The sequence below is a fragment of the Streptomyces sp. D2-8 genome, from assembly GCF_023184515.1.
Classification (GTDB): domain Bacteria; phylum Actinomycetota; class Actinomycetes; order Streptomycetales; family Streptomycetaceae; genus Streptomyces.
The window spans coordinates 880,692-903,514 of sequence record NZ_JAAHBP010000003.1; the positions used below are offsets into that span (position 1 = coordinate 880,692).

A 22,823-nucleotide genomic window follows, 5' to 3' on the forward strand; every position below is an offset into this window, starting at 1 on the left:
ACGGATGCTACGGACGGGCCCCGCCCCCGCCCCCGCCAACCCGTCCGTCACGCGGAAATCCCGTGGCACCGCCCCCACTTGGTGCGCCATGCGTCGCTTGACCACCTCTTCAGGGGCCCTTGACCCGTGCCGGGAAACCGATGGACGGCCCGCGGGAGATCGCGTAGCGTGTGGCGCGCCACGCCCCGAGACCTGCGGAAGGAGGGCAGAGCCGTGCAGTTCACACCGTTCCCGCGCTCCCTCCCCCTTGTCCCGGCGTGCCTCGACTGACCGACCGGGAGCGCTCTGAGCAGCATCGTCCCGGAGGACCCCCCCCATGACCGATGTGGTCATCCGCGCGCTCGACACGAGCGACGCCGAGCTTTTCGACACCCTGCCCGACTCGCTGGGCGCCGGTGAGGGCCACCGGCAGACCCGGCACCGCCCGGACTGGAAACGGGTGGCCCTGCGCGACGGCCGTGTCGTCGCCCGCGGCGCCTGGTGGGGCGGCCCCGACGCCACCGAGCCCGTCAACGTCAACTGGTTCGACGTGGCCGAAGGCGAGGAGGAAGCAGGCGCCGCACTCCTGCGCTCCGCCCCCTGGCAGGTCGAACTGGAGCTGAACCTGCCCGTCGGCTGGCGCGACGACCCGGCCCTGCGCGCCGCCGCCCAGCCCTGCCTCACCGCCGCCCGCAAGGCCGGCTACGACCTCCTGGTCGACCGCCTCGTGTACCGCTGGACCCCCGACCGCGGCCTGCCCGAGCGGCCCGGGCGCCTCGAGTTCCGCGCCGAACCGGACGACGCCGTGTTCTTCGACGCGCTGCGCCGCATCCACTCCGTCACCCTGGACGCCCATGCGCTCAAGGCCATCGAGCAGGGCGGACTCGACCGGGCGGCCCAGGAGGAACTCGACTTCTTCCACTGGTGCCCGTCGCCGCGGGAGTGGTGGCAGGTGGCCCACACGCCGCAGGGCGACATGGCCGGCATCCACATCCCGGCCCACAATCCGTCGGGCCCCTGCATCGGCTTCATCGGCGTCCTGCCGGACCAGCGCGGGCACGGCTACGCCTACGACCTTCTGGCCGAGTGCACGCACTTCCTGGTCGCAGAGGGGGCGGAGTTCGTCGCCGCGGCCACGGACCAGGGCAACTTCCCCATGGCGGCGAACTTCACCAAGGCCGGATACCCGGTGGTGAAGGAGCGGCTCAACTTCGACCCGGCGTGACGACCGGGTCGTCCCCGGCCGGGGTGGCAGGCTGTCCGGGACAGTGACCGGCAGCGGGAGACGGAGGGGCCGTGGGGTTCGAGGGCGAGGTCTGGCAGGTGCGCGGGGCCGCGGAGCCGGTGGGGGAGATCCTGATCGACGACAGCGACTTCCCGTGGCTCTCGGGCCGCTTCACCCCAGGACCGGGATTCGCCGCCGTCCGGGACCTGTTCGCCCGCGAACTCGCCCTGGCCGAACGGGACGACGAGGGCCACTGGGAGGAGTGGGAGCGGGCCTACGGCGAGATCAGGCGCCACGTCTCCCTCTCCTCCCCGGACGGCCCCGTCCCCGAGTTCCTCCTGCACATCGAGGAGGACCGGGCCTGGTTCCGCTGGAGCGACGAGCCCTTCGACGAGGACCAGGACGAGGACTAGGACGAGGACTGGGAGTTGTCGTTCAGCAGGTCCTGGGCCGCCGTGAGAATCTCGGTCACCCGGAGGCCGAACGCCGCGTCGCAGGCATGCGGGTGGCCGGTCCGGGCGGCGTCGAGCAGCGCGTCCGCAGCCCGCTTCAGCGCGTGCACCGCTCCGTCGGAGCTGTCCGGCAGCGTCGCGACCCCGGCCTCCCCCCGCAGCTCCACGGCGGCACCGGCCGCGGCGGGCGGTGCCGTCAGGCTCAGCGTGAGGGTGCTCGACGCCCCACCGGCGTGATCGAGGACGACATGGGCCGTGTCACCGGACCCGTACGCCGCCGCCGTCACGCGCCGCACGTCGCCGAGGACCGGCAGCAGCACGGACAGGGCGTGCGGGCCGACGTCCCACAGGGCGCCCTTCTCCCGCCGCCACGGCGTCGCGAAGGGACTCTCGCTGGTGAACACCGCCCCGAGCCACTCGGCCCGCCCCGTGAACCAGCCCGGCACCGCCGCCCGCTCGGCGATCCACGCCGCCGGCTCGGGCTGGAAGCGCGTCGTGAAGAACACGACCGAGGCGACACCGGCCTCCTCGGCGGCCTCGACCACGGCGCGCCCCTGCTCCACCGTCGGCGCGAGCGGCTTGTCGAGCAGCAGATGGCACCCGGCCCGCGCCGCCCGGGCGGCGAGTGAGGCCTGCACCTCGGGCGGCAGGGCCACGGCGACGGCGTCCACGTCGGCGAACAGCTCGTCGGCGTCGTCGTAGGCGCGGACGCCGTGCCGCTCGGCCAGCTCCTTCGCGGCTTCGGGGCGACGGCCCCACACACCCGCGAAGTCCAGCTCCTCATGCCCGCTCAACGCGGGTGCGTGGGCCATCTGCGCCCAGGGTCCGGTGCCGAGCAGTCCTATGCGCATGCCGCCGCCTCTCCACGCTGTCGGGACGACGAGCGTGCCACACGGAAACGGCCGCCGGGCATCGAGAAAGGCAGGGAAAATGTCCGGACCAGGGCCTGCACCTGCGGAAACGGAGCATGACGTGACCCCTGCGACCACGAGCGCGTTCGATCTTCCCGACCGCCTCGCGCACAAGGCCGCCCCGGCGTTGATCGCCGGGTGCCTCGCCCCGCGTCCGGTCGCTGACCCCGGAGCCGTCCAAGGGGCTGGAGTTCGACCTGGTCGTCCTCGACGACCCGGAGGACTTCGGCACGGGCATCGAAGGAGCGGTCGACCGCTATGTCGCGATGACCCGCGCGACGCGGCAACTCGTCGTCCTCACGAGTCCCTGACGGGCGCATCCTGGGCCGCGAGCTCCTTGCGGATGCGGTCCAGCATGAACGCCGACGACTCCCGGGCCCGCTCCTCCCAGGCGAACACACAGGCCGTCGCCACCCCGTCGAAGCCCAGTTCGCGCAGAGTGCCGAAGAAGGCGTCCCAGTCGACCTCGCCCTGGCCGATGTCGAGGTGCTGGTGGATCCGGGCCGGGGTGCCCGGCGGGTTGAGGATGTAGCGCAGGCCGCTGGAACCCTTGTGGTTGAAGGAGTCCGCGATGTGCACGTGCTGGAGCCTGTCCCCGGCGTAGCGCATCATCGCCGCGATGTCCGCCGTCGGATCGGCCCCCGACAGGTGAAAGGTGTGCGGCGCGCAGTACAGGTAGTTCACCCACGGCTTGTTGATCGCGCGGACGAGATCGACGGCCGGGGTGTTCTCCTCGCAGAAGTCGTCCGGGTGCGCCTCCAGGTTGAGGGCGATGCCCTCCCGCTCGAAGACCGGCAGCAGCTCCTCCAGCGAGCGCCAGAACGCGGCCTCGCTCTCGGCGGCGCGCTCGGGGCGGCCGTTGAACTCCGAGTTCATCAAGGGGCATTCGAGCTCTGCGGTGATCTCGATCATCCGCTTCCAGTGGCGGACGGCGGCCTGCCGCTCGGTCTCGTCCGGCGAGGACCACCTGTACAGGGGAAGCACCGAGGACAACCGCACGCCGTGCGTACGCAGCGACTGCTTGAGCTCGTGCACTCGCGCGTCGTCCGCACGTGGGTGCAGGAAGAACGGCATGAAGTCCTCGCGCGGCGACAACTCGATGTACTCGTAGCCGAGTTCGGCGACCGTGCGCACCATGTCGTCGATCGGCAGGGAGCGGAGCATGTACGGGTCGAGGGCGATCTTCACGCGGCGCCTCCGTAGAACGCCGGGCGGGGCTTCATGTCGGTGGTGACGGTCGCGCCGCCGGCCTCCAGGGACCGGACGGCGGCGTCGGTGATGACGGTGGCGGCGTACCCGTCCCAGGAGGACGGGCCGGTGGGCTCGGTGCCGGCCGCCACGGCCGCGACCCACTCGCGGAACTCGGTGTCGAAGGCCTCCGCGAACCGGTCCTTCCAGTCCTGCGGCACGCCCGTGCGGTGCCGGGCCGCGGTGCGGATCCCGACCGCCGCCGGGTCGGGCAGCCGGACCAGGCCGTCCTCGCCGACGACCTCGCACTGGATGTCGTAGCCGTACTGGCAGTTGACGAAGACCTCCAGGTCGATACGGACGCCCGATGCCGTCTCGAAGATCATGATCTGGGGGTCCTTCAGATGTGCGAACCGCTTGCTCGTGGCGCGCGGGGTGACCACCTGGGCAGAGACGATCTCGTCGTCGAGCAGCCAGCGCAGCACGTCGATCTCGTGCACGGCCGTGTCCTGGGCGGCCATGGCCGAGTGGTACGACTCCGGCACGGTCGGGTTGCGGTGCGCGCAGTGCACGATCAGCGGAGCCCCGAGCGAACCGGTCGCCAGGACCTCCTTCATCTGGCGGTAGCCGGCGTCGAAGCGGCGCATGAAGCCGACCTGCACCAGCCGGCGGCCGTGCGCCCGCTCGGCCTCGACGATCCGCAGACCGTCCTCGGCGGTCGTGGCCAGCGGCTTCTCGCAGAACACCGGCTTGCCGGCGGCGATCGCGTTCAGCACGTGTTCGGCGTGGGCGGGGCCCCAGGAGGTGACGAGGACGGCGTCCACGTCGGGGGCGGCGACCAGGTCCGCGCCGGTGGGCAGCGCGGTGGCACCGAGCCGGGCGGCCACCTCGGCGGCGCGCTCGGTGTCCACATCGGCCACGGCCGTGACGGCGGCGCCGGTGACGACCTCGGTGAGCCGCCGGATGTGGTCCTGGCCGATCATTCCGGCGCCGATGACGCCTACACGTACGGTCATGGTGCAACTCCTCGAAAGGTGATCAGGAGAACCGCGCCCGTGCGGCCCCTGGTCTCGGGGACCCACCAGGCTGTCGCGCGCTACTAGCGCGCTCTAGTGCGAGTACGATGACCCCAGTCCAAATGTCATGTCAATAGCTGGTGGCGGGAGATCGCGGGATTCCCCTCAGGGGTTCCGCACCAGGCACCCCGTAGGGTGTGCGGCGTCGGAGGGTGGGTTCACAGGTGGATGCATCGGGCAGGCAGCGGCCCACGATGGCGGACGTCGCGGAGAAGGCGGGCGTCTCCCGCGCGCTCGTCTCGATCATCTTCCGCAACCAGGCCGGAGCCGGCCAGGAGACCCGGGAACGGGTCCTGCGCGTGGCCGACGAGCTCGGCTACCGGCCCGACAGCGCGGCCCGGCTGCTGGCCCGTGGCCGCAGTCGCACGCTCGGCGTCATGTTCACCGTGCAGCAGACCTTCCACACGGACCTCATCACGGGCATCTACCCCGAGGCCGAACGGCTCGGCTACGACGTGCTTCTCAGCGGGGCGACGCACGGCCGCAGCGAGGCCAAGGCGGTCGAGGCGCTGCTCAGCCACCGCTGCGAGGCGGTCATCCTGCTCGGCCCGGATGCCGAGTCCGCCTTCCTGGACGAACTCGGGCAGCGTACGGTCGCCGTCTCGGTCAGCCGCCGTGCGCCCCGGGCCCGGGTCGACTCCGTGCACTCGGCCGAGGGCAAGGGCGTCCGGCAGGCCATGGACCACCTGGTGGAGCTGGGGCACCGCCGGATCGTGCACATCGACGGCGGACGCGGTCCCGGCTCGGCGGAGCGCCGGCGTGCCTACCGAGCCGCGATGCGCCGCCACGGGCTGGCGGCCGGGGCACGGGTGATTCCCGGTCATCACACCGAGGAGTCCGGCATCGAGTCCGGCCGTCTGCTCCTGGCCGAGCGGGACGGCGGGCGGCCGTTGCCGACGGCCGTCCTCGCCGGCAACGACCGCTGCGCGATGGGTCTGTTGATGACCCTGACCCGGGCGGGCGTGGAGGTTCCTCGCGACCTGTCCGTCGTCGGCTACGACGACAGTCACCTCTCCCACCTGATGCCGATCGGCCTGACCACCGTCCGCCAGGACGCCCTCCTGATGGCCGAGCACGCCGTCCGCTTCGCCGTCGAGCGGCTGGAGAAGCGGGAACTGGAGCCGAGGGAGGCGGTGCTGGATCCCCAGCTGGTGGTGCGGGGCACGAGCGGGCCGGCCCCGAAGGAGCCGGGGCCGGCCTGACGCGGATGACCCCGCCGCCCGGTTCCGTCAGCGCGTGCCCTTCGCGGCGAACTCCGCGACACTGTCGACGTTGTCCTTCGTGACGAAGGCCGGTCCGGTGAGCACGGGAGCGGTGCCGCCACCGCTGACGTTGCCGTTGGTCTTGTACAGCCACAGCGCGTCCACGGCCAGGTAGCCCTGGAGGTAGGGCTGCTGGTCGACGGCGAACCCGATGCTGCCGTCCTGGATGGCTCCGACGAGGTCCTTGTTGAGGTCGAACGTGGCGACCTTCGCCTTGCTGCCCGCGTCCTTCACCGACTGCACGGCGGTCAGGGCGATCGGAGCGCCGAGCGTGACCACCTGGTCGATGGAGGAATCCTTCTGGAGTTTGGCGGTCAGCGTCGACTTCACCGAGGGCATGTCGGTGCCGTTGACGTACAGGTTCTCGGTCGTGCCCTCGAAGCCCTTCTTCAGCCCGGAGCAGCGGGCCTCCAACGCGACCTGGCCCTGCTCCTGTATGACGCAGACGGCGTGCTTGGCGCCGAGCTGGTTGAGGCGCTCGCCGAACGCCTGCCCCGCGATGTTCTCGTCCTGGCCGAAGTACTCGAGCATGCCGAGCTCCTTCCAGTTGTCCAGGCCGGAGTTGAAGCCGACGACGGGGATACCGGCCGCCTCGGCCTTCGCTACCACGCCCTTCATCGCGTCCGGCTTGGCGGCGGTGAGGGCGATGCCGTCGACCTTCTGGTCGACGGCGTTCTGCACGAGGTTGGCCTGGTTCCCGGCGACGGGGTCGCTGGAGTAGACGAGCTTGATGTTGCCCTTCGCGGCGGCGGCCTGGGCGCCCTTGCGGATCAGGTCCCAGAACGTGTCGCCCGGCGCCGCGTGGGTGACCAGGGCGACGGTCATCCGCGGGGTGGTGGCCTTGCCCGCGGCGGCGTCGGTGCCTCCGTCCTCGGACTTCTTCCCGCCGGAGCCACTGGAGCAGCCCGCGGCGAGCAGGGTGACGACGGCGGCGGTGGTCAGGGCGGCGGCTCTGTGATGTCTGCGCATCTCGGGTGCACCTCACTGTGCTGGGACGAGGGGGGCCGCGCCCGGTCGGGGAGGCGGGCGGTGGGTGGGTGCCCGGGGCGGCGGCGGTCATGGGAGATGCGGCGGTCCTGGGTGCGGACCGCTGCGTACTCGGGACTGGAGCGCGTCACTAGCGCGCTCTAGTGGCAGGTACTATGCGGGCGCCCCCGGGGGATGTCAACAGCTTTGTCAGGACGTACCAACAAAAGAAGGCCGCCCGTACGCACCGGTGGTGAAGGTGGGTACGGGCGGCCTCGGGCGGACGCTCCTGGGCCGTCCTGCTCCGCTCAGTTCTCCGTGCTGATGTTGACCATCCAGGGAACGCCGAAGCGGTCCGTGCACATGCCGAACACGTCGCCCCACATCTGCCTCTCCAGCGGCACCGACACCGAACCGTCCTCGGAGAGCTTCTCCCAGTAGCCGCGCAGCTCGGCGTCGTCATCGCCGCTCAGGCTCACGGAGTAGGGGCTGCCCTGCTCGGACTCCATGCCCGGAGGGTCGTCGGCGCCCATCAGGGTGAAGCCGCTGGGGGTCTCCAGCATGCCGTGCATGATCTTGTCTGCGTTCGGGGCGTCGGCCTGCCCGAAATCTCCGTAGCTGTTGAGGTTGAGGGTGCCGCCGAAGACGTCCTTGTAGAACTCCATCGCCTGCCGGGCGTCGCCGTTGAATCTGAGGTACGGGTTGAGGCGCGAGGCCATGAAAACCTCCCAGAAGGGGGCAAAGGGTCTTTTCCGCGCAGCGTATAGCCAGGCACCGACAACGGCTCGTCGGGCGTGCCGCGCCCTGGGCGGGACGAGGTGCCGTCGAAGCCGGTGCCCTCGCCGACTGCGCTGCTAGCGTTGCCCCTTGAGCGGAGGGGGAGACAGCGGCTCATGGCATCGACGTTCCGCATCGGCGGGGATCTGGACGTACGCCGGCTCGGGTTCGGAGCCATGCATCTGCCCACCGAGCCCGGCCCCGTCCGGGAGAACGCCCTCGCGGTGGCCCGGCGGGCCGTGGAGCTGGGCGTCACGCTGATCGACACGGCGTACCTGTACGGCGGCGGAGCCAACGAGGAACTCCTCGCCGAGGCCCTGCACCCCTACCCGGAAGGCCTGCTGATCACCACCAAGGTCGGTGTCGCGCGCACCGGCCCCGGCGGCGACTGGAAGCTCGACGGACGGCCGGAGGTCCTGCGCGACCAGGTCCGGCAAGCCCTGCGGCGGCTGCGGACCGAGCGGATCGAACTGCTCCAGCTGCATCGCATCGACCCCGACACGCCGCTCGCCGACCAGCTCGGCACGCTGCGGGAGCTCCAGACCGAGGGCCTGGTCGGCCGGATCGGGCTGTCGGAGGTCACCGTCGACGAGCTGGAGCGGGCGCGGGAGCTCGTCGACATCGTGAGCGTGCAGAACCGCTACAACCTGCTCGACCGGGAGCACGAGCCGGTGCTCGACGCCTGTACGGCGGCCGGCATCGCCTTCCTGCCCTGGCGGCCCGTGGCCTGGGGGCGGACGGGAGCCGAGGGCGAGATCGCGGCTGTGGCGGCCGAGCTCGGGGCCACGCCCACGCAGGTCGCGCTGGCCTGGCTTCTCGACCGTGCGCCGGTCGTCCTGCCGATCCCGGGAACGGCCCGGGTCGGGCATCTGGAGGAGAACCTCGCCGCGGCCGGTTTGAGACTGACCCCCGCCCAGCGCGACCGCCTCGACCGGCTTGCCGAGGGTGCACAGGCCGCGTCGGGCTGAGGAGCGGGGCCGGCGTACGAAGCCTCACGCCTCGTCGGACGCCCCGTTGTTCCAGTCGTACGGGCCGCCGCCCTGCCACTCGATCAGCTCGGTGTCGTCGACGGCCGTGTCCGCGGTGGGCAGGCCCTCGCGGTGCAGCAGGTCCAGCACGTCGAAGAGGCTGTAGGCGACGCCCATGCGCTCGCCGCGGATGGTCACCAGCCGTCCGCCGTCCGTCGCGGGCGGCTGCACGACCACAGGGGGTTGACCGTCCATAGCCCCACCATGCTCCCGAAACGGCCGCTTCGCAGCTCGGTGGCGTCCAGAAGCGGTACGACCCGTCCAGGGGGCGGGCGCGCTGTGCGCCGGTGACAAGCCGGGATCCGGAAGCTGAGTTCTCATCAGCACTCCCTGAGAGGGGTGGTGCCCCGGCCCTAGCGTCCGTGGCATGGACATGAATCGTACGAGCAGAGGGAAGTGGCGCGGTGCCGTGCTGGCGGTGCTGCTGACCGCCGGAACACTCACGGCCGCCGCCCCGGGCGCCCGTGCCGAGGGTGCGCGCACCGAGACGCCCGTGAAGTCGACATCGCCGGTGACCGGAGTGTCGGAGTCGACGGTGCGGGTGAAGGTGCCGCTGCCGGAGTCCGCCGGGCCTCGTCCGGCGGCGTGCGACTGGCTGTCGTACCTGCGCTACCGCTCCGCCGACGGGCCGGCCGCGTCGGCCGACGCCGACCGGATCCTCATCGCCCAGCCCGGCATCCTGGAAGGCGCGGGGGCGTTCGACAGCGTCGCCCGCAACACCGTCACACGGGCCGCCGAACAAGGGCTGCACATCGAGTTCTGGGCGCTGGACCGGCGCTCCAACTGCCTGGAGGACCGCACCGGCATCGCCTCCGGCGACCAGCACACCGCCGTCGACTACTACTACCGCGGCAAGCAGGTCGGCGGCCGGACCTTCGGCGGCTACGCCGGCAACGCGCAGCTGGGCTGGATGGCGAAGCTCGGGATTGAGCAGACCGTACGCGACCAGTACGACCTGCTCACCGCCGAGTTGCCCTCCCAGGCGCAACGCAAGCGGAAGGTGCTGTGCGGCGGGCACTCGCTGGGCGGTGTGATCACCGGGTACTTCGCCGCAGCCGACTTCGACGGCAACCGCGCCACCACGGCGGACGCCGGGTACAACCAGTGCGCCGGCTACTTCGCTCTCGACACGACCGTCTCCACGTCACTGGCCGACCTCAGCGGCAGCCTCCCGGACGACACCAACCTGCCCGACATCGGCCTCGGGTACGGCGTCGTGCAGGCCGGTCTGGACAGCGGGGTGCTGCCGCGCACGCTGTCCGCGCCGGTGCTGCTCAACCCCGAGACCATGACCCTGCTCGGCATCGCCGGTCTCGGCGCCCTCGACGACCTGGACGGCGAGGCCGACCTGCCCCGCTACCTGCCCGCCAACCTCAACATCGAGGCCACCAACCGTTTCCTGTTCTCCAAGGACACCGCCACCTTCCTCACGGGTAAGCCCTCGGTGAAGGACTTCCGGCTCACCAACGGGGCCGTGCTCGGGGCGCTGCTGGACGACAACTCCGTACCGCTGGCGTTCCTCCAGACCAGCGTGGGCTTCTTCGACGGCGGACCGATCGCCGACAAGAGCTTCCCCGCCGCCAACGGCGGTGACGGTCAACCCGGGCTGTACGGCACCGCGTACAAGGCCATCCCGGACCGGCCGCAGGGCCCGCTCTACACCTGGCGCAACTACGACCGCGTCGGCGATCCCGACGACCCCGGCTACCGGTCGGCCGACGGCACCCCGTTCACCGGCGCCGGCGAGGAGGTCACCGATGTGCGGCAACTGGCCCGCAGCCTCGCCGAGCAGCCGCTGGACTTCACCGAGCAGTACTTCCCGACCAAGCTGGTCACGGACATTGAGCTGGCCACCTCGCCGCAGGTGAAGAAGCTCGTCGTCCACCCCGACGGGCTGAAGGCCAACCCGGTGCTCACCGTGCTCGCCGGTGAGGGACTGCTGGCCGGCCGTGTCCCGGCCGAACTGCATCCGGTGGTCGCCGACGGCTACCAGCACCTCGATGTCCTGACCGCCGCGCCCGTGCAGAACAACGGCCGGCCGGAGCCCGTCTCCACCAGCCTCGCCGGCTTCGCGCGGTCACCGCGCTAGGTCGTGCCGGTACGCACGCCCGGGGCCCGGGAGGAAATCCTCCCGGGCCCCTTCGCGTGACGTGGGCTCAGAGCCTGCCCGCGGCGAACGTGGCCGCCTCCTCGGCGTCGTCCCGGTAGCTCAGGTGCGCCCCGACGTCGCCCCCGCCGTTCTCGCAGACGGGGTCGCCCTGGGCGCAGAGGTCGAGCGTGCGGCTCTGGTAGGTGCCGGTGACGCTCTTGCCGAGCGCCCGGATCGGGTTGCCGAACAGCAGCACCGCGGCGACCTTCGGCTCGACCGCCGCGGGCAGCGTGGCCACGATGGGGCTGCCGACCACCGCACCGGCGCTGCTGATGCCGATCGAGTTGTCGACCACGTTCGCGCCCTGCGAATAGCCGACGAGAACGAACTTCTGACTCGGACAGGCAGCTGCCTGGCTCTTCACATGGTTCACCAGATCCAGATTGCCCTGTGCCGCGGACGTGGGGGAGAGGTCGGCGGGGTAGTTCACCTTGTAGCTGGAGAGGTTCTTGCCCGCTGCTTTCTTCTGCAGCGCGGAAAACACCGGGTCGCCGACGATGAAGCCGAGCGTGCCCGGCTCGAAGGTACCGCGGGCCGCGACGACCTCGACGTCCGAGCAGGCCGCGGCCATGGCCGGGGGAGCCGCGAGGGTGGCAAGTCCGGCCCCGCCGGTCAGCGAGAGCGCCGCGAGACACATACGGATACGCATGGGGGATCCTCCGCGTGGGAGGCGCGTTAAGCGCCTGCGAAAAAGGACGCCCCGAACGTATGGGCTTTCTCTCGGCTGCTGTTATGGACGGGATTATGGAAAGCCCGCCGGTTTTTGTCGCGGATTGAGTACGCCGCCTGAATGCAGGGAGTCAGTTCTGCCGCGTGTGCAGTGATTCCGCGCGCAACGCGAGAATGAGGTCGAGGCGGGTCTCCGGGTCGTGCAGGGCGTCACCGAAGAGCTTCTCCAGCTGACGCAGGCGGTAGCGGACCGTCTGCGGGTGGATGTGCAGCCGTGCGGCCACGTCCGGCACGTTGCTGCCGCTGAGCAGCCAGGCCAGCAGTGTCTCGGCGAGCCGGTCGCGCTGCCCGGCCGAGGCCGTCTCGAGGGGCGCGAGGACCCGCGCCCGGAGGCGCTCCAGCAGCGGCTCGTCGCCGTGCAGCAGCAGCGTCGACAGATGCTCCGAGCAGCGCACCACGCCCTGGCGGGGGAGCACCCCACGGCCCATCAGCCCGAGCGCCCGGGTGGCCAGGCGCAGCGACTGCGCGGCCTCGGTGACCGCGACCGTCGGGCCGATCGCGGCGGGCCGGCCGCGCAGCGCGAGCGTGAACGCCCGGCCGCCGATGCCGCCCGAGCCGTCCGGGTCGGGCACCAGCATGCGCGGCGGGCGGGACCCCATGTCCACCAGCGCACCCGATGCCGCCAGCGGCCGGTCCTCCTCCCGCCGGTCCGGCGCCGCCGCGAGCGCCACGACGGCGACCGTCCGGGGCACCGGCCAGCGCGCGCTGTGCGCCAAGTCCTGTACGGCCTCCAGCGCCACCGGCCCGTCCTCCAGCAGCAGGTCGAGCAGCCGCTTGCGGCGCCGCTCCAGCTCGTCGGAGCTGCGCAGCTGGGCCTCCGCGTAGCCGGACGCGGCCGCCTGGGCGACCTCGTGCACCGTCCGGAACGCCAGCTCCCCCAGGGCGGCCACGACCGTGGAGTCCAGCCCGAGTTCCTCCGCGGTGCGGCCCATCTGCCGCCAGGCTCGCATACCGCCGACCCGCAGCGCGGACTGCAGGGCGTCCAGGCTGCGTCCCTCCAGGGCCTCACCCCGCCCGAGTTCGTAATACGTCGCCGCGATCGCGCCCCCGTCGTCGCGCGGGTCGGCGATGTGGTCGACGAACAGGGTCAGCGCCTGCACCACCCCGGACCGCAGGTTCTGGCGGTAGGTGCCGTCGGCGGGCCGCGCGTACTCGGGGACCTGGCGGCGGACCTCCTCCTCCACCTCGTCGGCGACGGCGGCCAGATTGGCGCGCAGCAGCTCCGCGAGCTCGGGCGGGACCTGCGGCGCGGTGGGGCGGTCCGGCACGCCGTGCGGGGTGGGCACAGCCATCACGGACCCTCCTTTCGACCGGAAGCGGCTCACCCGCGGGCTGATGCCTGTGGGACGAGTGGGAAGTCCTGTGTTGGACGGACGACCCCTCCGCTCCGTTCCGTGCCCCGACGGCACCCCCGTCACTCGGGCACACCCAGTGCACGGGCGAGGATAGGCCACGAGGCTGTGAACTCCGGTTTCCAGTGTGCCCAGTCGTGCCCGCCGCCCCCGTAGAAGTGCGTGGTGGCCGGGACCCCCATGAGGGCCAGCGTGCGGGCGAAGCCCTGGGCCGAGGGCCACAGGGCGCTCTCCAGAATCCCCGGCAGCGGATCGCCGCCGCCGCCCACTCCGCTGCCCTGCGACACGTACAGGGCGGTGCCGCGCAGCCCGGTGGCGCGGGCCCGGGGGTTGAAGTCCCGCCAGGTCAGGAGGTTGAACACCGGATTGCCCCACAGGGACGCGGCCGGCAGGTTCTCGCGGGCCACGATCGCGTCCATGATGGCGGGAACACCGGGGGCCGTGGTGTCGAGGATGCCGCTGTAGGAGGCCGCCGCGGCGAACGCCCCAGGATGACGGGCCGCGTGCGCCATGGCCCCGTAGCCGCCGGTGGAGACCCCGGCTACCGCCCGTACGCCGGAGGCCCGGTAGTCCCGGGCGAGCAGCGCCGGCACCTCCTTCACCTGGAACGTCTCGTAGTCCGGGCCGCCGCGCCAGACGCTGGGGATGCCGGTGGGGCCCGCGTCCGGCATCGCCACGATCAGATCGCGGCCGGCGGTGAACGCCTCGATGTCCGTCTCGCGGGTCCAGGACGTGTAGTCGTCGTGGGCGCCGTGCAGCAGGTACAGCACGGGGTACTTCCGCTCCGGGCGCGCACCGAAGTCCGACGGCAGGATCAGCCGGACGGGTGCGCTGCGGCCGAGCGCGGCGGAGGGCACGGACACGTCCAGCGTGCGCGGGCCGAGCCGGGTGGCCGCCCGGGCCGGGGCCGTGCCGGTCGCGGCGCCGAACAGAGCGGCGAGACCGGCGGCGGCCGTCGCTCTGGCGACGGTGCGCCGGGACACTCCGGCAGCGGGCTTGTTCGGCAGGTGGGGCATGACGGCTCCTCGGGTTCCAAGGTCAGGGGGCCGGCTCGGCGAGCAGGCGGCTCAGATGGGTGGCGATCTCGTCGACGTGCGGCGGATCGAGCAGCGACAGATGGTGACCGGGCACCGGCACCACCTGAAGACGTGGGCACACCTCGTCCCAGCCCAGCGCCGGGTCGTCCCGCTCGTAGGCCGGGTCGCGCACGGTGTGCGGTGCGGGTTCGGTGGCCCGGTAGAGGACCACCGGCCCGGCGTAGCCGCCGGGCCGGTGCGACTCGCCGATGCCCATGTCCAGGTAGGAGGCGCGCTGGTGCTCCAGTGCCGCGGGCGGCACGTCGGCGGCCTCGCGCAGGGCCCGCAGCACGGTGTCGATCCGGGCCGTGTCGTCGTCCATGGCCACGAGCTCGTCGTACGGCAGCTCCAGCCGCACGCCGTAGGCGTCGGCGACGTGGCGGGCGAAGCCCTCGAAGTGCGCCCGGATCCGGTCCGCCCGCGTCAGTCCCGGGCGCGGGAGAGGCCGTACGGAGTCGATGAGCACGACCAGCCGTACCTCCCGCCCGGCGGCGGTCAGGTGCCGTGCGGTCTCCTGGGCGACGAAGCCGCCGAAGGACCAACCGCCCAGCACACAGGGCCCGTCGGGGTGGACGGCGTTGATCGCCTCGGCGTAGCGCCGCGCCTTCTCGGGCACGGTCCGGGCCTCCTCGATCCGCTCCAGTCCGTACACCGGCTGGTCGTCGCCGAGGCGTTCGGTGAGCGTCCGGTAGACGCCGACCGGGCCGCCCGCGGCGTGGACGAGGAACAGCGGGGGCCGCGAGCCGGTGGCGCGCAGTGGCCGCACCGGGGAGTCGTCGCGGGGCAGGGCCCGCTGGATGCGGAGGGCGGCGTCCTCGACGGTGACGGCGGTGAACAGGTCGCGCAGGGGCAGTTCGATGCCGAACTCGCGCTCCACCGCCGTGCGGACGCGGACGGCCATCAGCGAGTCCAGTCCCAGGTCGGCCCACGCGGTGCCCGGGATGATACGGGCGGGGGAGTGGCCGGTGACGGCGGCTATGTGGTGGGTCAGGCGGGCCAGGACCGAAGAGGGTTCCGGCACCTCGGTGCGGGGTCGCTCCGGCTCGGGCTCGGTGCGCGCCCGTCCGTCCGTCCACCAGTGCCGTACGTGCCGCCACCGGGGCAGCGGCAGGTCGATGACCCGCCCCGGCGGCACCGGCAGTCGCTGTCCCGCGGCGTACAGGGCGCCCAGCTGCCCGGAGAACGCCTCCGACCCGTCGGCGTCCCGGCGCAGCGTGGCCAGGGCGAGGGCGCCGGGCACGGTGTCGGCGACGGCTCCCGTCAGCACCGGGTGGGGGGAGATCTCGACGAAGGCCGTGCGGCCGTCGGCCGCGGCCGACGCGAGCGCCCGGTCCAGCCGTACGGGCCTGCGCAGGTTGGCCGCCCAGTGCGCGGCGTCGAAGAGGCAGTCTCCGCGCGGATCGTCGAGGACCGTGGAGTAGACCGGGACCCGCGGCCGCCGTCCCCGGATGCCGGACAGGGCGTTCACCAGCTCCGGCAACAGCCCGTCCACCTGCGGCGAGTGCCCGGCGCCGACGACCCGCATGGCCCTCGCAGCCCGGCCCTGCCCCTCCAGCCGGCGCACGAGCCCGGTCACCGCCGCCTCCTCACCCGTGACGACCTTCTGCCGGGGAGAGGAGTGCACGGCGACATGCACCTCCGGGAAGTCCCTCTCCAGCCAGCCCAGTTCGGCGTCGTCCAGGTCCACCACGGCCATCGCGCCGCCCCGCAGCCCGCTCAGCAGCCGGGCCCGTACGGCGAGGACACGCGCCCCGTCCGCCACGTCCAGCGCGCCCGCACACACGGCCGCCGCCACCTCGCCCATGGAGTGGCCGATCACTGCGGCGGGCTCGACGCCGTAGGAACGCCACAGCTCGGCGAGCGCCAACTGAAGGCCGAAAAGCACCGGTTGGGCGACCTCCAGCCGGTCGAGACCGTCACCGGAGGCCAGGTGGTCGTACAGGGACAGGCCGCACTCCGGGGCGAGTTGCGGGTCGAGCTTCTCGACGGCGGCGGCGAACGCGGGTTCCTCGGCCAGCAGCCGGCGCCCCATACCGGGCCACTGGCTGCCGTAGCCGGAGAAGACCCACACCGTGCCGCGCCCCACGCGGTCGCGGTCACCGGTCGTCACCCGTGCGTCCGGGCGCCCGGACGCCAACCCGTCCAGCGCGTCGGCCAGTTCGGCCCGGTCGGGGGCGACCACAGCGGCACGCACGGGACCTCGGCCCGTGCGCCCGGCCAGGGTCCGGGCCACGTCGGCGGGGTGCGCGGGGCTGTCGCGCAGCCGGCCGGCGAGCCTGCCCGCCGTGTCACGGAGGCGCTCGGTGTCGAGGTCGGAGAGCAGGTGCAGGCGCACGGCCGGTTCCTCGGCCGGTCGCACCGGGACCAGGCCGGGCGGTGCTTCCTCCAGCACCACATGGGCGTTGGTGCCGCCGAAGCCGAACCCGGAGACCCCCGCGAGGGCGGTGCCGCCGTAGCGGGGCCAGGGCTCGGGCTCGGTCACCACCCGCAGCCGGGGATCGGTGAGAGAACTGCCCCGCTCGCAGTGCAGGGACGGCGGAATGCCGTCGTGGTGCAGGGCCAGCACGGTCTTCACCAGGCCCGCGATGCCCGCAGCGGACTCCAGATGGCCGAGGTTGCCCTTGGCGGACCCCAGCAGCAGCGGCTGGTCGGGGTCCCGGCCCGCGCCCAGCACCGCGCCGAGCGCGCCCGCCTCGATCGGGTCGCCCAGCGGGGTGCCGGTGCCGTGCGCCTCCACGTAGTCGACGTGCTCCGCGGCGAGCCCGGCCTGCGCGTACGCCCGTTCCAGCAACGCCTGCTGGGCGGCCGGGTTGGGCGCCATGAGTCCGTTCGAGCGGCCGTCGGAGTTGACGGCGGTGGCGCGGACGACGGCCAGCACACGGTCGCCGTCCCGCTCCGCGTCGGACAGCCGCTTGAGGATCACGGCCGCGCAGCCCTCGCCGCGCCCGATGCCGTCCGCCGCCGCCGAGAACGGCTTGCACCGCCCGTCCGGAGCGAGGGCGCCCGCCCGCCGGAACGCGACCGTGACGGCCGGCGACAACAGCAGGTTGACCCCGGCCGCGATCGCCGTGTCGCTCTCGCCCGTGCGCAGGCTGACGCAGGCGTGGTGCACGGCGACCAGCGAGGAGGAGCAGGCCGTGTCGACGGCGAGGCTCGGCCCCCGGGTGTCCAGGACGTAGGCGAGCCGTCCGGCGGCGACGCTGAGGGCGCCCCCGGCCGGAGCCCAGGGGTCGACGGCCGCCGGGTCGGCGCCCGTCAACTGCCCGTACTCCGGTGCGGAGATGCCGACGAACACACCGGCGGCCGTGCCCGCCAGGGACCCGGCGGGCACGGCGGCATGGTCGAGTGCCTCGTGGACGACCTCCAGCAGGATCCGCTGCTGGGGGTCCATCACCGCCGCCTCGCGCGGAGTGATGCGGAAGAAGTCCGCGTCGAAACCGGCGATGTCGTCGAGATAGCCGCCGTACGGATGCGCGTCGGCCGGCGGGAACGCCGTGAAGTCGCGCCAGCGGTCCTCCGGGACGCGGCGGATCGCGTCGACGCCCTCGCCGAGCAGTCGCCAGTAGCCGTCCGGGCCGTGCACCCCGCCGGGCAGGCGGCAGCCGACCCCGACGACCGCGACCGGCTCGGCCGTCCCGCCCGGCACCGCGGCACGTGGCACCGGTGCCACCTCGGCTCCCGGGCCCCCTGCACCGCACAGCCGCGCCAGCAGAGCCTGGCCGGTGGGCGCCTCCCACAGCAGCGTCGTCGGCAGCTCCCGGCCCGTGGCGCGGGACAGCTCACCGGCCAGGGCGACGGCATCGCGCGAGGCCATGCCGAGGTCCGTGAGCGGCCGGTCCATCGGGACGTCCTGCGGGGACATGCCGTTCCAGGCGGCCACCCGCTCCGTGATCAGCCGGCGCAGCGCGGCCTCGTCGACAGGCCTCATCCCGCGGCACCCGCCCGGGCAGGCCCGCCGTAGGCACCCTCCAGATACCGGGCGCGCGTCAGCGCCCGCGACACCTTGCCGCTGGAGGTACGCGGCACCGTGCCCGGTGGCACCACGACGACATCCGCCAGCCGCAGCCCGTGCCGGGCGGAGACGGCACCGCGCACGGCACGCGTCACGGCCGGTACGTCCAGCTCGGTGAGCCGAGCGGTCCGCGCGTGCTCCGCCACGACGACCGCACACTCGCCACCGGCGCCACCCGGCACGGCGAAGGCGGCGAGCCGGTCCCGGCGCACCGACTCGTGCGCCTCCTGGGCCGTCACCTCGACGTCCTGCGGATAGTGGTTGCGCCCGTCGACGATGATCAGGTCCTTCAGCCGTCCCGTGACGACCAGCTGCCCCTCCAGCACTGTCCCCAGATCACCCGTGCGCAGCCAGCGTCCCGGACCGGCCGCCGCGTCCGCGAACTCCGCGCCGAACGCCTCCTCCGAGTCGCGGTTCCAGTAGCCGCGGCCCACGTTCGGCCCCTGCACCCAGATCTCCCCGACCTCCCCCTCCGACAGCAGGGCCCGTGACACCGGGTCGGCGACCCGCACCCGCTGACCCGCCGGAGTGCCGCACCCCGCCAGCAGCACCGCCCTCGGGTCGTCGGGCCGGGCGGGCAGGGCCTTTCCGGCCGCCAGGGCGTCGCGATCGAGCGCGAACCGGCTGAGCGGCTCACCCGGCCGGGCCGCGCACACGAACACCGTGGCCTCGGCCAGCCCGTACGACGGGCAGTGTGTCCCGGGCGCCAGGCCCTGGCCCGCGAACGCGGCGTGGAATCGGTCGGCCGTGCCCGGGCGGACCGGCTCACTGCCGTTGATCAGCGCGGTCACCTTGTCCAGCCGCAGCCCCTCCTTCTGGTCGGCGGTGACGGTCGCGACGCAGTAGTCGTAGGCGAAGTTGGGGGCGGCGCTCACGGCGTTCGGATGCGCGGCGAGCAGCCGCAGCCAGCGCACCGGCTCGTGCAGGAACGCCGCCGGGTCCATCAGCACCGACAGTGCCCCCCGCGCCACCGGGGCCGCGACGCTGAGCACCAGCCCCATGTCGTGGTAGAGCGGCAGCCAGCCCACGCAGGTCAGCGGGCGGGTGTCGAGGCCGTAGGCGGCCAGTGCCTGGCGGGCGTTTGCGACGACGTTGCCGTGGCTGATCTCCACGCCGGCCGGGGCACGGGTCGAACCGGACGTGTACTGGAGGTAGGCGGTCGCCCCGGCGTCCGGGGCGACCGGTTGCAAGTCCCGGCCCTCGTCGTCGGGCACCTCGTCCGCGACGACGATCCGCGGCCCGCCTGGCCCCAGGAAGTCCCGCACCTCGTCCCGGGCCCGGCTCGTGGTCACCACCACCGTGGGACGCGCGTCGGCCAGGACGCCCGCGAGCCGGTCGGCGTGCCCGGGCAGGCCTGGCGTGTACAGCGGGACGGCGACCAGTCCGGCGGTCAGCGCCGCGAGGAAGGCCGTCACGTACTCCGTGCCCTGAGGGCACAGCAGCGCGACCCGGTCCCCGGGGCCCGTCCCGTCCGCGAGGCGTGCGGCGAGTGCCCGCACCCGCACGTCCAGGCGGCGCCAGGTCAGGGTGCGGTGCACGCCGCGCGAGTGCTGTGCCGGGTGCTCGACGAAGGTGAAGGCCCGGCGGTCGGGGGTGGTTTCGGCCCAGTGCCGTACGTACTCCGGCAGGGTGGGACACGCGGGCGCGAGCGGGGGGCGGCGGCTGTCCATCAGGCGGGGCTCCTCACGGCGCGGATCGGCCTACGGTTCGTAAAAAGGGGGAGGGGGCGGCTAGAGGGGGATGTTGCCGTGCCGGCGTTCCGGCATCGGGGCGCGTTTGCCGCGCAGCGCCCGCAGGGCGCGGCAGATCTGCTCCCGGGTCTCGCGCGGCGCGATGACGGCGTCGACATAGCCGCGCTCGGCGGCGAGGTACGGGGTGCCGTGGGTGTGTTCGTACGCGGAGAGGAGACGGGCGCGCAGCGCCTCCGGGTCGCCGGACGCGGCGAGTTCGCGCCGGTGCAGGACGCCCACGGCCCCCTCGGCGCCCATGACGGCGATCCGGGCGGTGGGCCAGGCGAGGTTGACGTCGGCGCCCAGGTGCTTGGAGCCCATCACCGCGTATCCGCCGCCGTACGCCTTGCGCACCACGACCGTGACCTTGGGGACGGTCGCCTCGGCGTAGGCGTACAGCAGTTTCGCGCCGCGCCGGATGATCCCGGCCTGCTCCTGCCGCACCCCGGACAGATATCCGGGCACGTCGGCGAAGGTCAGCAGCGGGATGCCGAACGCGTCGCAGAACCGCACGAACCGCGCTGCCTTCTCGGACGCGTCGATGTCCAGGACCCCGGCGGCGTGCAGCGGCTGGTTGGCGACGACGCCCACCGAGCGGCCCTCGACGCGGGCCAGGGCGCAGATGATGTTCGGCGCGAACAGCTCCTGCACCGGCAGCAGTTCACCGTCGTCGACGACCGCGTGCAGGATGTCCCGCATGTCGTAGGCCTCGCCGAGCCGGTCCGGGACGACCTCGTCGAGCCCGGCCCCGGACGGGGCGTGGCCGGGGGCGTACTCCGGGGGCCGTTCCAGGTTGTTGGCCGGCAGGTACGACAGCAGGTCGCGCACGGTGTCGAGAGCGTCCTCCTCGTCGGCGGCCAGGAAGTGGGCGTTGCCGTTGACGGTGTTGCTGGTGCGGGCGCCGCCCAGCTCCTCGGCGGTGGTGCGCTCGCCGGTGACCGTCTCGATGACGTCGGGGCCGGTGACGAACATGTGCGAGGCGCCGTCCACCATCACCGTGAAGTCGGTGATCGCCGGCGAGTACGCGGCGCCGCCCGCGCACGGGCCCAGGACGACGGAGAGCTGCGGGATCACCCCGGACGCCTTGACGTTGCGCCGGACCAGTTCGGCGTAGAGGGCGAGGGCGGCGACACCCTCCTGGATCCGGGCCCCGCCGGAGTCGTTCAGGCCGATCACCGGGCAGCCCGTCTTCAGGGCCAGCTCCATCAGGGCGACGGTCTTCTCACCGAAGGCCTCGCCCATGCTGCCGCCGAAGACCGTGGAGTCCTGCGCGAACACGCACACCGGGCGGCCGTCGACCGTGCCGTACCCGGTGACCACGCCGTCGCCGTAGGGACGGCGGGCGTCGTGCCCGGCGGGCCGGGCCCGGACGAACAGGCCGGTCTCGGTGAAGGAGTCCTTGTCCACGAGCCGTTCGATCCGCTCCCGGGCCGAGAACTCCCCGCGTCTGCGCGGCCCGCCCGGGGCCACCGCCCGCTCCCGGCGGTGCTCCAGGCCAGCGACGCGCTCCGTGGTGCTCCCGGGCGGGTGCGTGGCGGTCTCCCCCGGACCGGATGCTGTCACCTCTGTGCTCACAACCACCTCCGAAGTGGTCCTCGAATATGGCAGCGAGGTGGGGGAGTGCCGTACAGATCGCCGGTCTGTGTGGGGGAATTGAGTCCTCCGGCGCGGGGTTTCATCCAGGTGTGACAAGGGGCCTTCGAGTGCACGGGCACGATTCAGTGGCCCGAGTGCTGAATGCGTTCTCCTTCTTCTATTGGACCCCCGGCCGCGCGCCGTCCAGGCTGGAGTGCACCATCGCCCGACAGCCGGAAGAGGTCACGACCCATGCACACCCGCCGCATCGGTGACGTCGAGGTCAGCGCGATCGGCCTGGGCGCGATGCCCATGTCCATCGAGGGACGACCGGACGAGGAACGCTCCCTCGCCACCCTCCACGCCGCCCTCGACGCCGGTGTGACCCTGATCGACACCGCGGACGCCTACCACCGCGACGCCGACGAGGTCGGTCACAACGAGTCCCTGATAGCCAAGGCCCTGGCTTCCCACGACCGCGGCGGTGACGTCCTGGTCGCCACCAAGGGCGGCCACCTCCGCCCCGGCGACGGCAGCTGGACGCTCGACGGCAGCCCCGGCCACCTCAAGGCGGCCTGCGAGGAGTCCCTGCGCCGGCTCGGCGTCGAGGCCATCGGCCTCTACCAGTTCCACCGCCCCGACCCGCGCGTCCCCTACGCCGAGTCCGTCGGCGCGATCCGGGACCTGCTGGACGCGGGCAAGATCCGCATGGCCGGCATCTCGAACGCGAACCCGGAGCAGATCCGGCAGGCCGGCGAGATCCTCGGAGGGCGTCTGGTCTCCGTGCAGAACCAGTTCTCCCCGGCCTTCCGCTCCAGCGAGCCGGAACTGCGCCTGTGTGACGAGCTCGGTATCGCGTTCCTGCCCTGGAGCCCCCTCGGAGGGATCTCGAAGGCCGGTGAACTCGGTTCCGGGCACGCCCCCTTCGCCCGCATCGCCGAGGCACACGGCGTGAGCCCGCAGCGCGTGTGCCTGGCCTGGATGCTCGCCAAGTCGCCGGTGGTCGTCCCGATCCCGGGCGCGAGCCGGCCCGAGACCATCCGCGACTCGCTCGCCGCCACCGACCTCGCCCTGACGGCCGGGGAACTGGCGGAGCTGGACGCCGCCTGAGAAGACCACGAGACCCGGGGACGGCCGCACGCCGCCCCGGGTCTCCTGCTGCCGACGAGCACGGTACGGGCGGCGCTGCGGGACGCCAACGCGTTGGAGTTCGTCGACTGCCTCCCGAGGGGGGCTCGACACCCTGGTCGGGGAGCACGGCACGCACGAGGAGCTCCTGGGCCGGGGCGGGGCCTACACGGCACTGCACAGCGGTCAGTTGACCTAAGACCGGTCA

At 72.9% G+C, this 22,823-nt stretch carries 18 protein-coding genes; 6 read left to right on the forward strand and 12 right to left on the reverse strand.

From position 1 onward, the window contains the following. The first annotated feature begins 316 nt into the window (after positions 1-316). Positions 317-1,204 carry a GNAT family N-acetyltransferase gene (locus G3I77_RS10380; protein ID WP_248502400.1) on the forward strand — a complete coding sequence of 296 codons (888 nt, stop codon included), beginning with the start codon at positions 317-319 and terminating at the stop codon, positions 1,202-1,204. 71 nt (positions 1,205-1,275) lie between these two features. Further along, positions 1,276-1,617: a hypothetical protein gene (locus G3I77_RS10385; RefSeq protein ID WP_248502402.1), complete on the forward strand. Its 342-nt coding sequence runs from the start codon at positions 1,276-1,278 to the stop codon at positions 1,615-1,617. Here G3I77_RS10385 and G3I77_RS10390 read toward each other — a convergent pair. The 3 genes from G3I77_RS10390 to G3I77_RS10405 all read right to left on the reverse strand — a co-directional run bounded on the left by G3I77_RS10390 (position 1,614) and on the right by G3I77_RS10405 (position 4,771). After that, positions 1,614-2,507 carry a Gfo/Idh/MocA family protein gene (locus G3I77_RS10390; protein WP_248502404.1) on the reverse strand — a complete coding sequence of 298 codons (894 nt, stop codon included), beginning with the start codon at positions 2,505-2,507 and terminating at the stop codon, positions 1,614-1,616. The two genes, G3I77_RS10385 and G3I77_RS10390, sit on opposite strands and share 4 nt — an antisense overlap. 357 nt (positions 2,508-2,864) lie before the next feature. Continuing rightward, positions 2,865-3,755, reverse strand: coding sequence for a sugar phosphate isomerase/epimerase (locus tag G3I77_RS10400; protein WP_248502406.1), 891 nt, complete (start codon positions 3,753-3,755; stop codon positions 2,865-2,867). After that, complete coding sequence (locus G3I77_RS10405) at positions 3,752-4,771, reverse strand: Gfo/Idh/MocA family protein (protein WP_248502408.1); 1,020 nt, start codon at positions 4,769-4,771, stop codon at positions 3,752-3,754. Before G3I77_RS10405 ends, G3I77_RS10400 begins: the two co-directional genes overlap by 4 nt. Positions 4,772-5,025: 254 nt before the next feature. Here G3I77_RS10405 and G3I77_RS10410 point away from each other — a divergent pair, with 254 nt between their 5' ends. Further along, on the forward strand, positions 5,026-6,033 hold the full coding sequence (locus G3I77_RS10410) for a LacI family DNA-binding transcriptional regulator (protein ID WP_248502409.1): 1,008 nt from the start codon (positions 5,026-5,028) through the stop codon (positions 6,031-6,033). A gap of 27 nt (positions 6,034-6,060) precedes the next feature. On the opposite strand, the gene G3I77_RS10415 is transcribed toward G3I77_RS10410, so the two are convergent. Both G3I77_RS10415 and G3I77_RS10420 read right to left on the reverse strand, forming a co-directional pair. Further along, positions 6,061-7,062 (reverse strand): substrate-binding domain-containing protein, encoded by a 1,002-nt coding sequence (locus G3I77_RS10415; RefSeq protein WP_248502410.1) that lies wholly within the window; start codon positions 7,060-7,062, stop codon positions 6,061-6,063. A 305-nt stretch (positions 7,063-7,367) separates the two neighbouring features. Continuing rightward, positions 7,368-7,778 (reverse strand): VOC family protein, encoded by a 411-nt coding sequence (locus G3I77_RS10420; protein ID WP_248502411.1) that lies wholly within the window; start codon positions 7,776-7,778, stop codon positions 7,368-7,370. 174 nt (positions 7,779-7,952) lie between these two features. Between G3I77_RS10420 and G3I77_RS10425 the strand changes: the two genes are divergently transcribed. Next, positions 7,953-8,804 (forward strand): aldo/keto reductase, encoded by an 852-nt coding sequence (locus tag G3I77_RS10425; protein WP_248502412.1) that lies wholly within the window; start codon positions 7,953-7,955, stop codon positions 8,802-8,804. Positions 8,805-8,828: 24 nt separating this feature from the next. Here G3I77_RS10425 and G3I77_RS10430 read toward each other — a convergent pair whose 3' ends face one another. Then, a complete protein-coding gene (locus tag G3I77_RS10430) occupies positions 8,829-9,059 on the reverse strand; it encodes a hypothetical protein (protein ID WP_031110190.1) in 231 nt (76 codons plus the stop codon). A gap of 172 nt (positions 9,060-9,231) precedes the next feature. Between G3I77_RS10430 and G3I77_RS10435 the strand changes: the two genes are divergently transcribed. Next, complete coding sequence (locus G3I77_RS10435) at positions 9,232-10,953, forward strand: hypothetical protein (RefSeq protein WP_248502414.1); 1,722 nt, start codon at positions 9,232-9,234, stop codon at positions 10,951-10,953. A gap of 67 nt (positions 10,954-11,020) precedes the next feature. On the opposite strand, the gene G3I77_RS10440 is transcribed toward G3I77_RS10435, so the two are convergent. From G3I77_RS10440 to G3I77_RS10465, 6 genes are all read right to left on the reverse strand, one after another. Further along, positions 11,021-11,662, reverse strand: coding sequence for a cutinase family protein (locus G3I77_RS10440; protein WP_248502416.1), 642 nt, complete (start codon positions 11,660-11,662; stop codon positions 11,021-11,023). A gap of 151 nt (positions 11,663-11,813) precedes the next feature. Next, positions 11,814-13,034, reverse strand: a complete 1,221-nt coding sequence (locus tag G3I77_RS10445) for a CdaR family transcriptional regulator (protein ID WP_248502418.1) — start codon at positions 13,032-13,034, stop codon at positions 11,814-11,816. Between the two features lie 122 nt (positions 13,035-13,156). Further along, positions 13,157-14,110, reverse strand: coding sequence for an alpha/beta hydrolase family protein (locus G3I77_RS10450; protein WP_248502420.1), 954 nt, complete (start codon positions 14,108-14,110; stop codon positions 13,157-13,159). Between the two features lie 22 nt (positions 14,111-14,132). Beyond that, complete coding sequence (locus G3I77_RS10455) at positions 14,133-18,098, reverse strand: type I polyketide synthase (protein ID WP_248502423.1); 3,966 nt, start codon at positions 18,096-18,098, stop codon at positions 14,133-14,135. Further along, positions 18,095-19,852 carry a fatty acyl-AMP ligase gene (locus tag G3I77_RS10460; RefSeq protein WP_248502425.1) on the reverse strand — a complete coding sequence of 586 codons (1,758 nt, stop codon included), beginning with the start codon at positions 19,850-19,852 and terminating at the stop codon, positions 18,095-18,097. The genes G3I77_RS10455 and G3I77_RS10460 overlap by 4 nt, the downstream gene beginning before the upstream one ends. Positions 19,853-19,912: 60 nt before the next feature. Next, positions 19,913-21,475, reverse strand: a complete 1,563-nt coding sequence (locus G3I77_RS10465) for an acyl-CoA carboxylase subunit beta (protein WP_248502427.1) — start codon at positions 21,473-21,475, stop codon at positions 19,913-19,915. Between the two features lie 264 nt (positions 21,476-21,739). Here G3I77_RS10465 and G3I77_RS10470 point away from each other — a divergent pair, with 264 nt between their 5' ends. Continuing rightward, the gene (locus G3I77_RS10470; protein WP_248502429.1) at positions 21,740-22,597 is read left to right on the forward strand and encodes an aldo/keto reductase; all 858 of its coding nucleotides are present in this window, start codon (positions 21,740-21,742) and stop codon (positions 22,595-22,597) included. Positions 22,598-22,823 lie beyond the last annotated feature (226 nt).

What these genes read in the sequence shown, in the direction of transcription:
- G3I77_RS10380 (WP_248502400.1), top strand. Translation starts at nt 317, where the DNA reads ATGACCGATGTGGTCATCCGCGCGCTCGACACGAGCGACGCCGAGCTT.
- G3I77_RS10390 (WP_248502404.1), bottom strand. Translation starts at nt 2,507, where the DNA reads ATGCGCATAGGACTGCTCGGCACCGGACCCTGGGCGCAGATGGCCCAC.
- G3I77_RS10405 (WP_248502408.1), bottom strand. Translation starts at nt 4,771, where the DNA reads ATGACCGTACGTGTAGGCGTCATCGGCGCCGGAATGATCGGCCAGGAC.
- G3I77_RS10410 (WP_248502409.1), top strand. Translation starts at nt 5,026, where the DNA reads ATGGCGGACGTCGCGGAGAAGGCGGGCGTCTCCCGCGCGCTCGTCTCG.
- G3I77_RS10415 (WP_248502410.1), bottom strand. Translation starts at nt 7,062, where the DNA reads ATGCGCAGACATCACAGAGCCGCCGCCCTGACCACCGCCGCCGTCGTC.
- G3I77_RS10420 (WP_248502411.1), bottom strand. Translation starts at nt 7,778, where the DNA reads ATGGCCTCGCGCCTCAACCCGTACCTCAGATTCAACGGCGACGCCCGG.
- G3I77_RS10425 (WP_248502412.1), top strand. Translation starts at nt 7,953, where the DNA reads ATGGCATCGACGTTCCGCATCGGCGGGGATCTGGACGTACGCCGGCTC.
- G3I77_RS10430 (WP_031110190.1), bottom strand. Translation starts at nt 9,059, where the DNA reads ATGGACGGTCAACCCCCTGTGGTCGTGCAGCCGCCCGCGACGGACGGC.
- G3I77_RS10435 (WP_248502414.1), top strand. Translation starts at nt 9,232, where the DNA reads ATGGACATGAATCGTACGAGCAGAGGGAAGTGGCGCGGTGCCGTGCTG.
- G3I77_RS10440 (WP_248502416.1), bottom strand. Translation starts at nt 11,662, where the DNA reads ATGCGTATCCGTATGTGTCTCGCGGCGCTCTCGCTGACCGGCGGGGCC.
- G3I77_RS10445 (WP_248502418.1), bottom strand. Translation starts at nt 13,034, where the DNA reads ATGGCTGTGCCCACCCCGCACGGCGTGCCGGACCGCCCCACCGCGCCG.
- G3I77_RS10450 (WP_248502420.1), bottom strand. Translation starts at nt 14,110, where the DNA reads ATGCCCCACCTGCCGAACAAGCCCGCTGCCGGAGTGTCCCGGCGCACC.
- G3I77_RS10455 (WP_248502423.1), bottom strand. Translation starts at nt 18,098, where the DNA reads ATGAGGCCTGTCGACGAGGCCGCGCTGCGCCGGCTGATCACGGAGCGG.
- G3I77_RS10460 (WP_248502425.1), bottom strand. Translation starts at nt 19,852, where the DNA reads ATGGACAGCCGCCGCCCCCCGCTCGCGCCCGCGTGTCCCACCCTGCCG.
- G3I77_RS10470 (WP_248502429.1), top strand. Translation starts at nt 21,740, where the DNA reads ATGCACACCCGCCGCATCGGTGACGTCGAGGTCAGCGCGATCGGCCTG.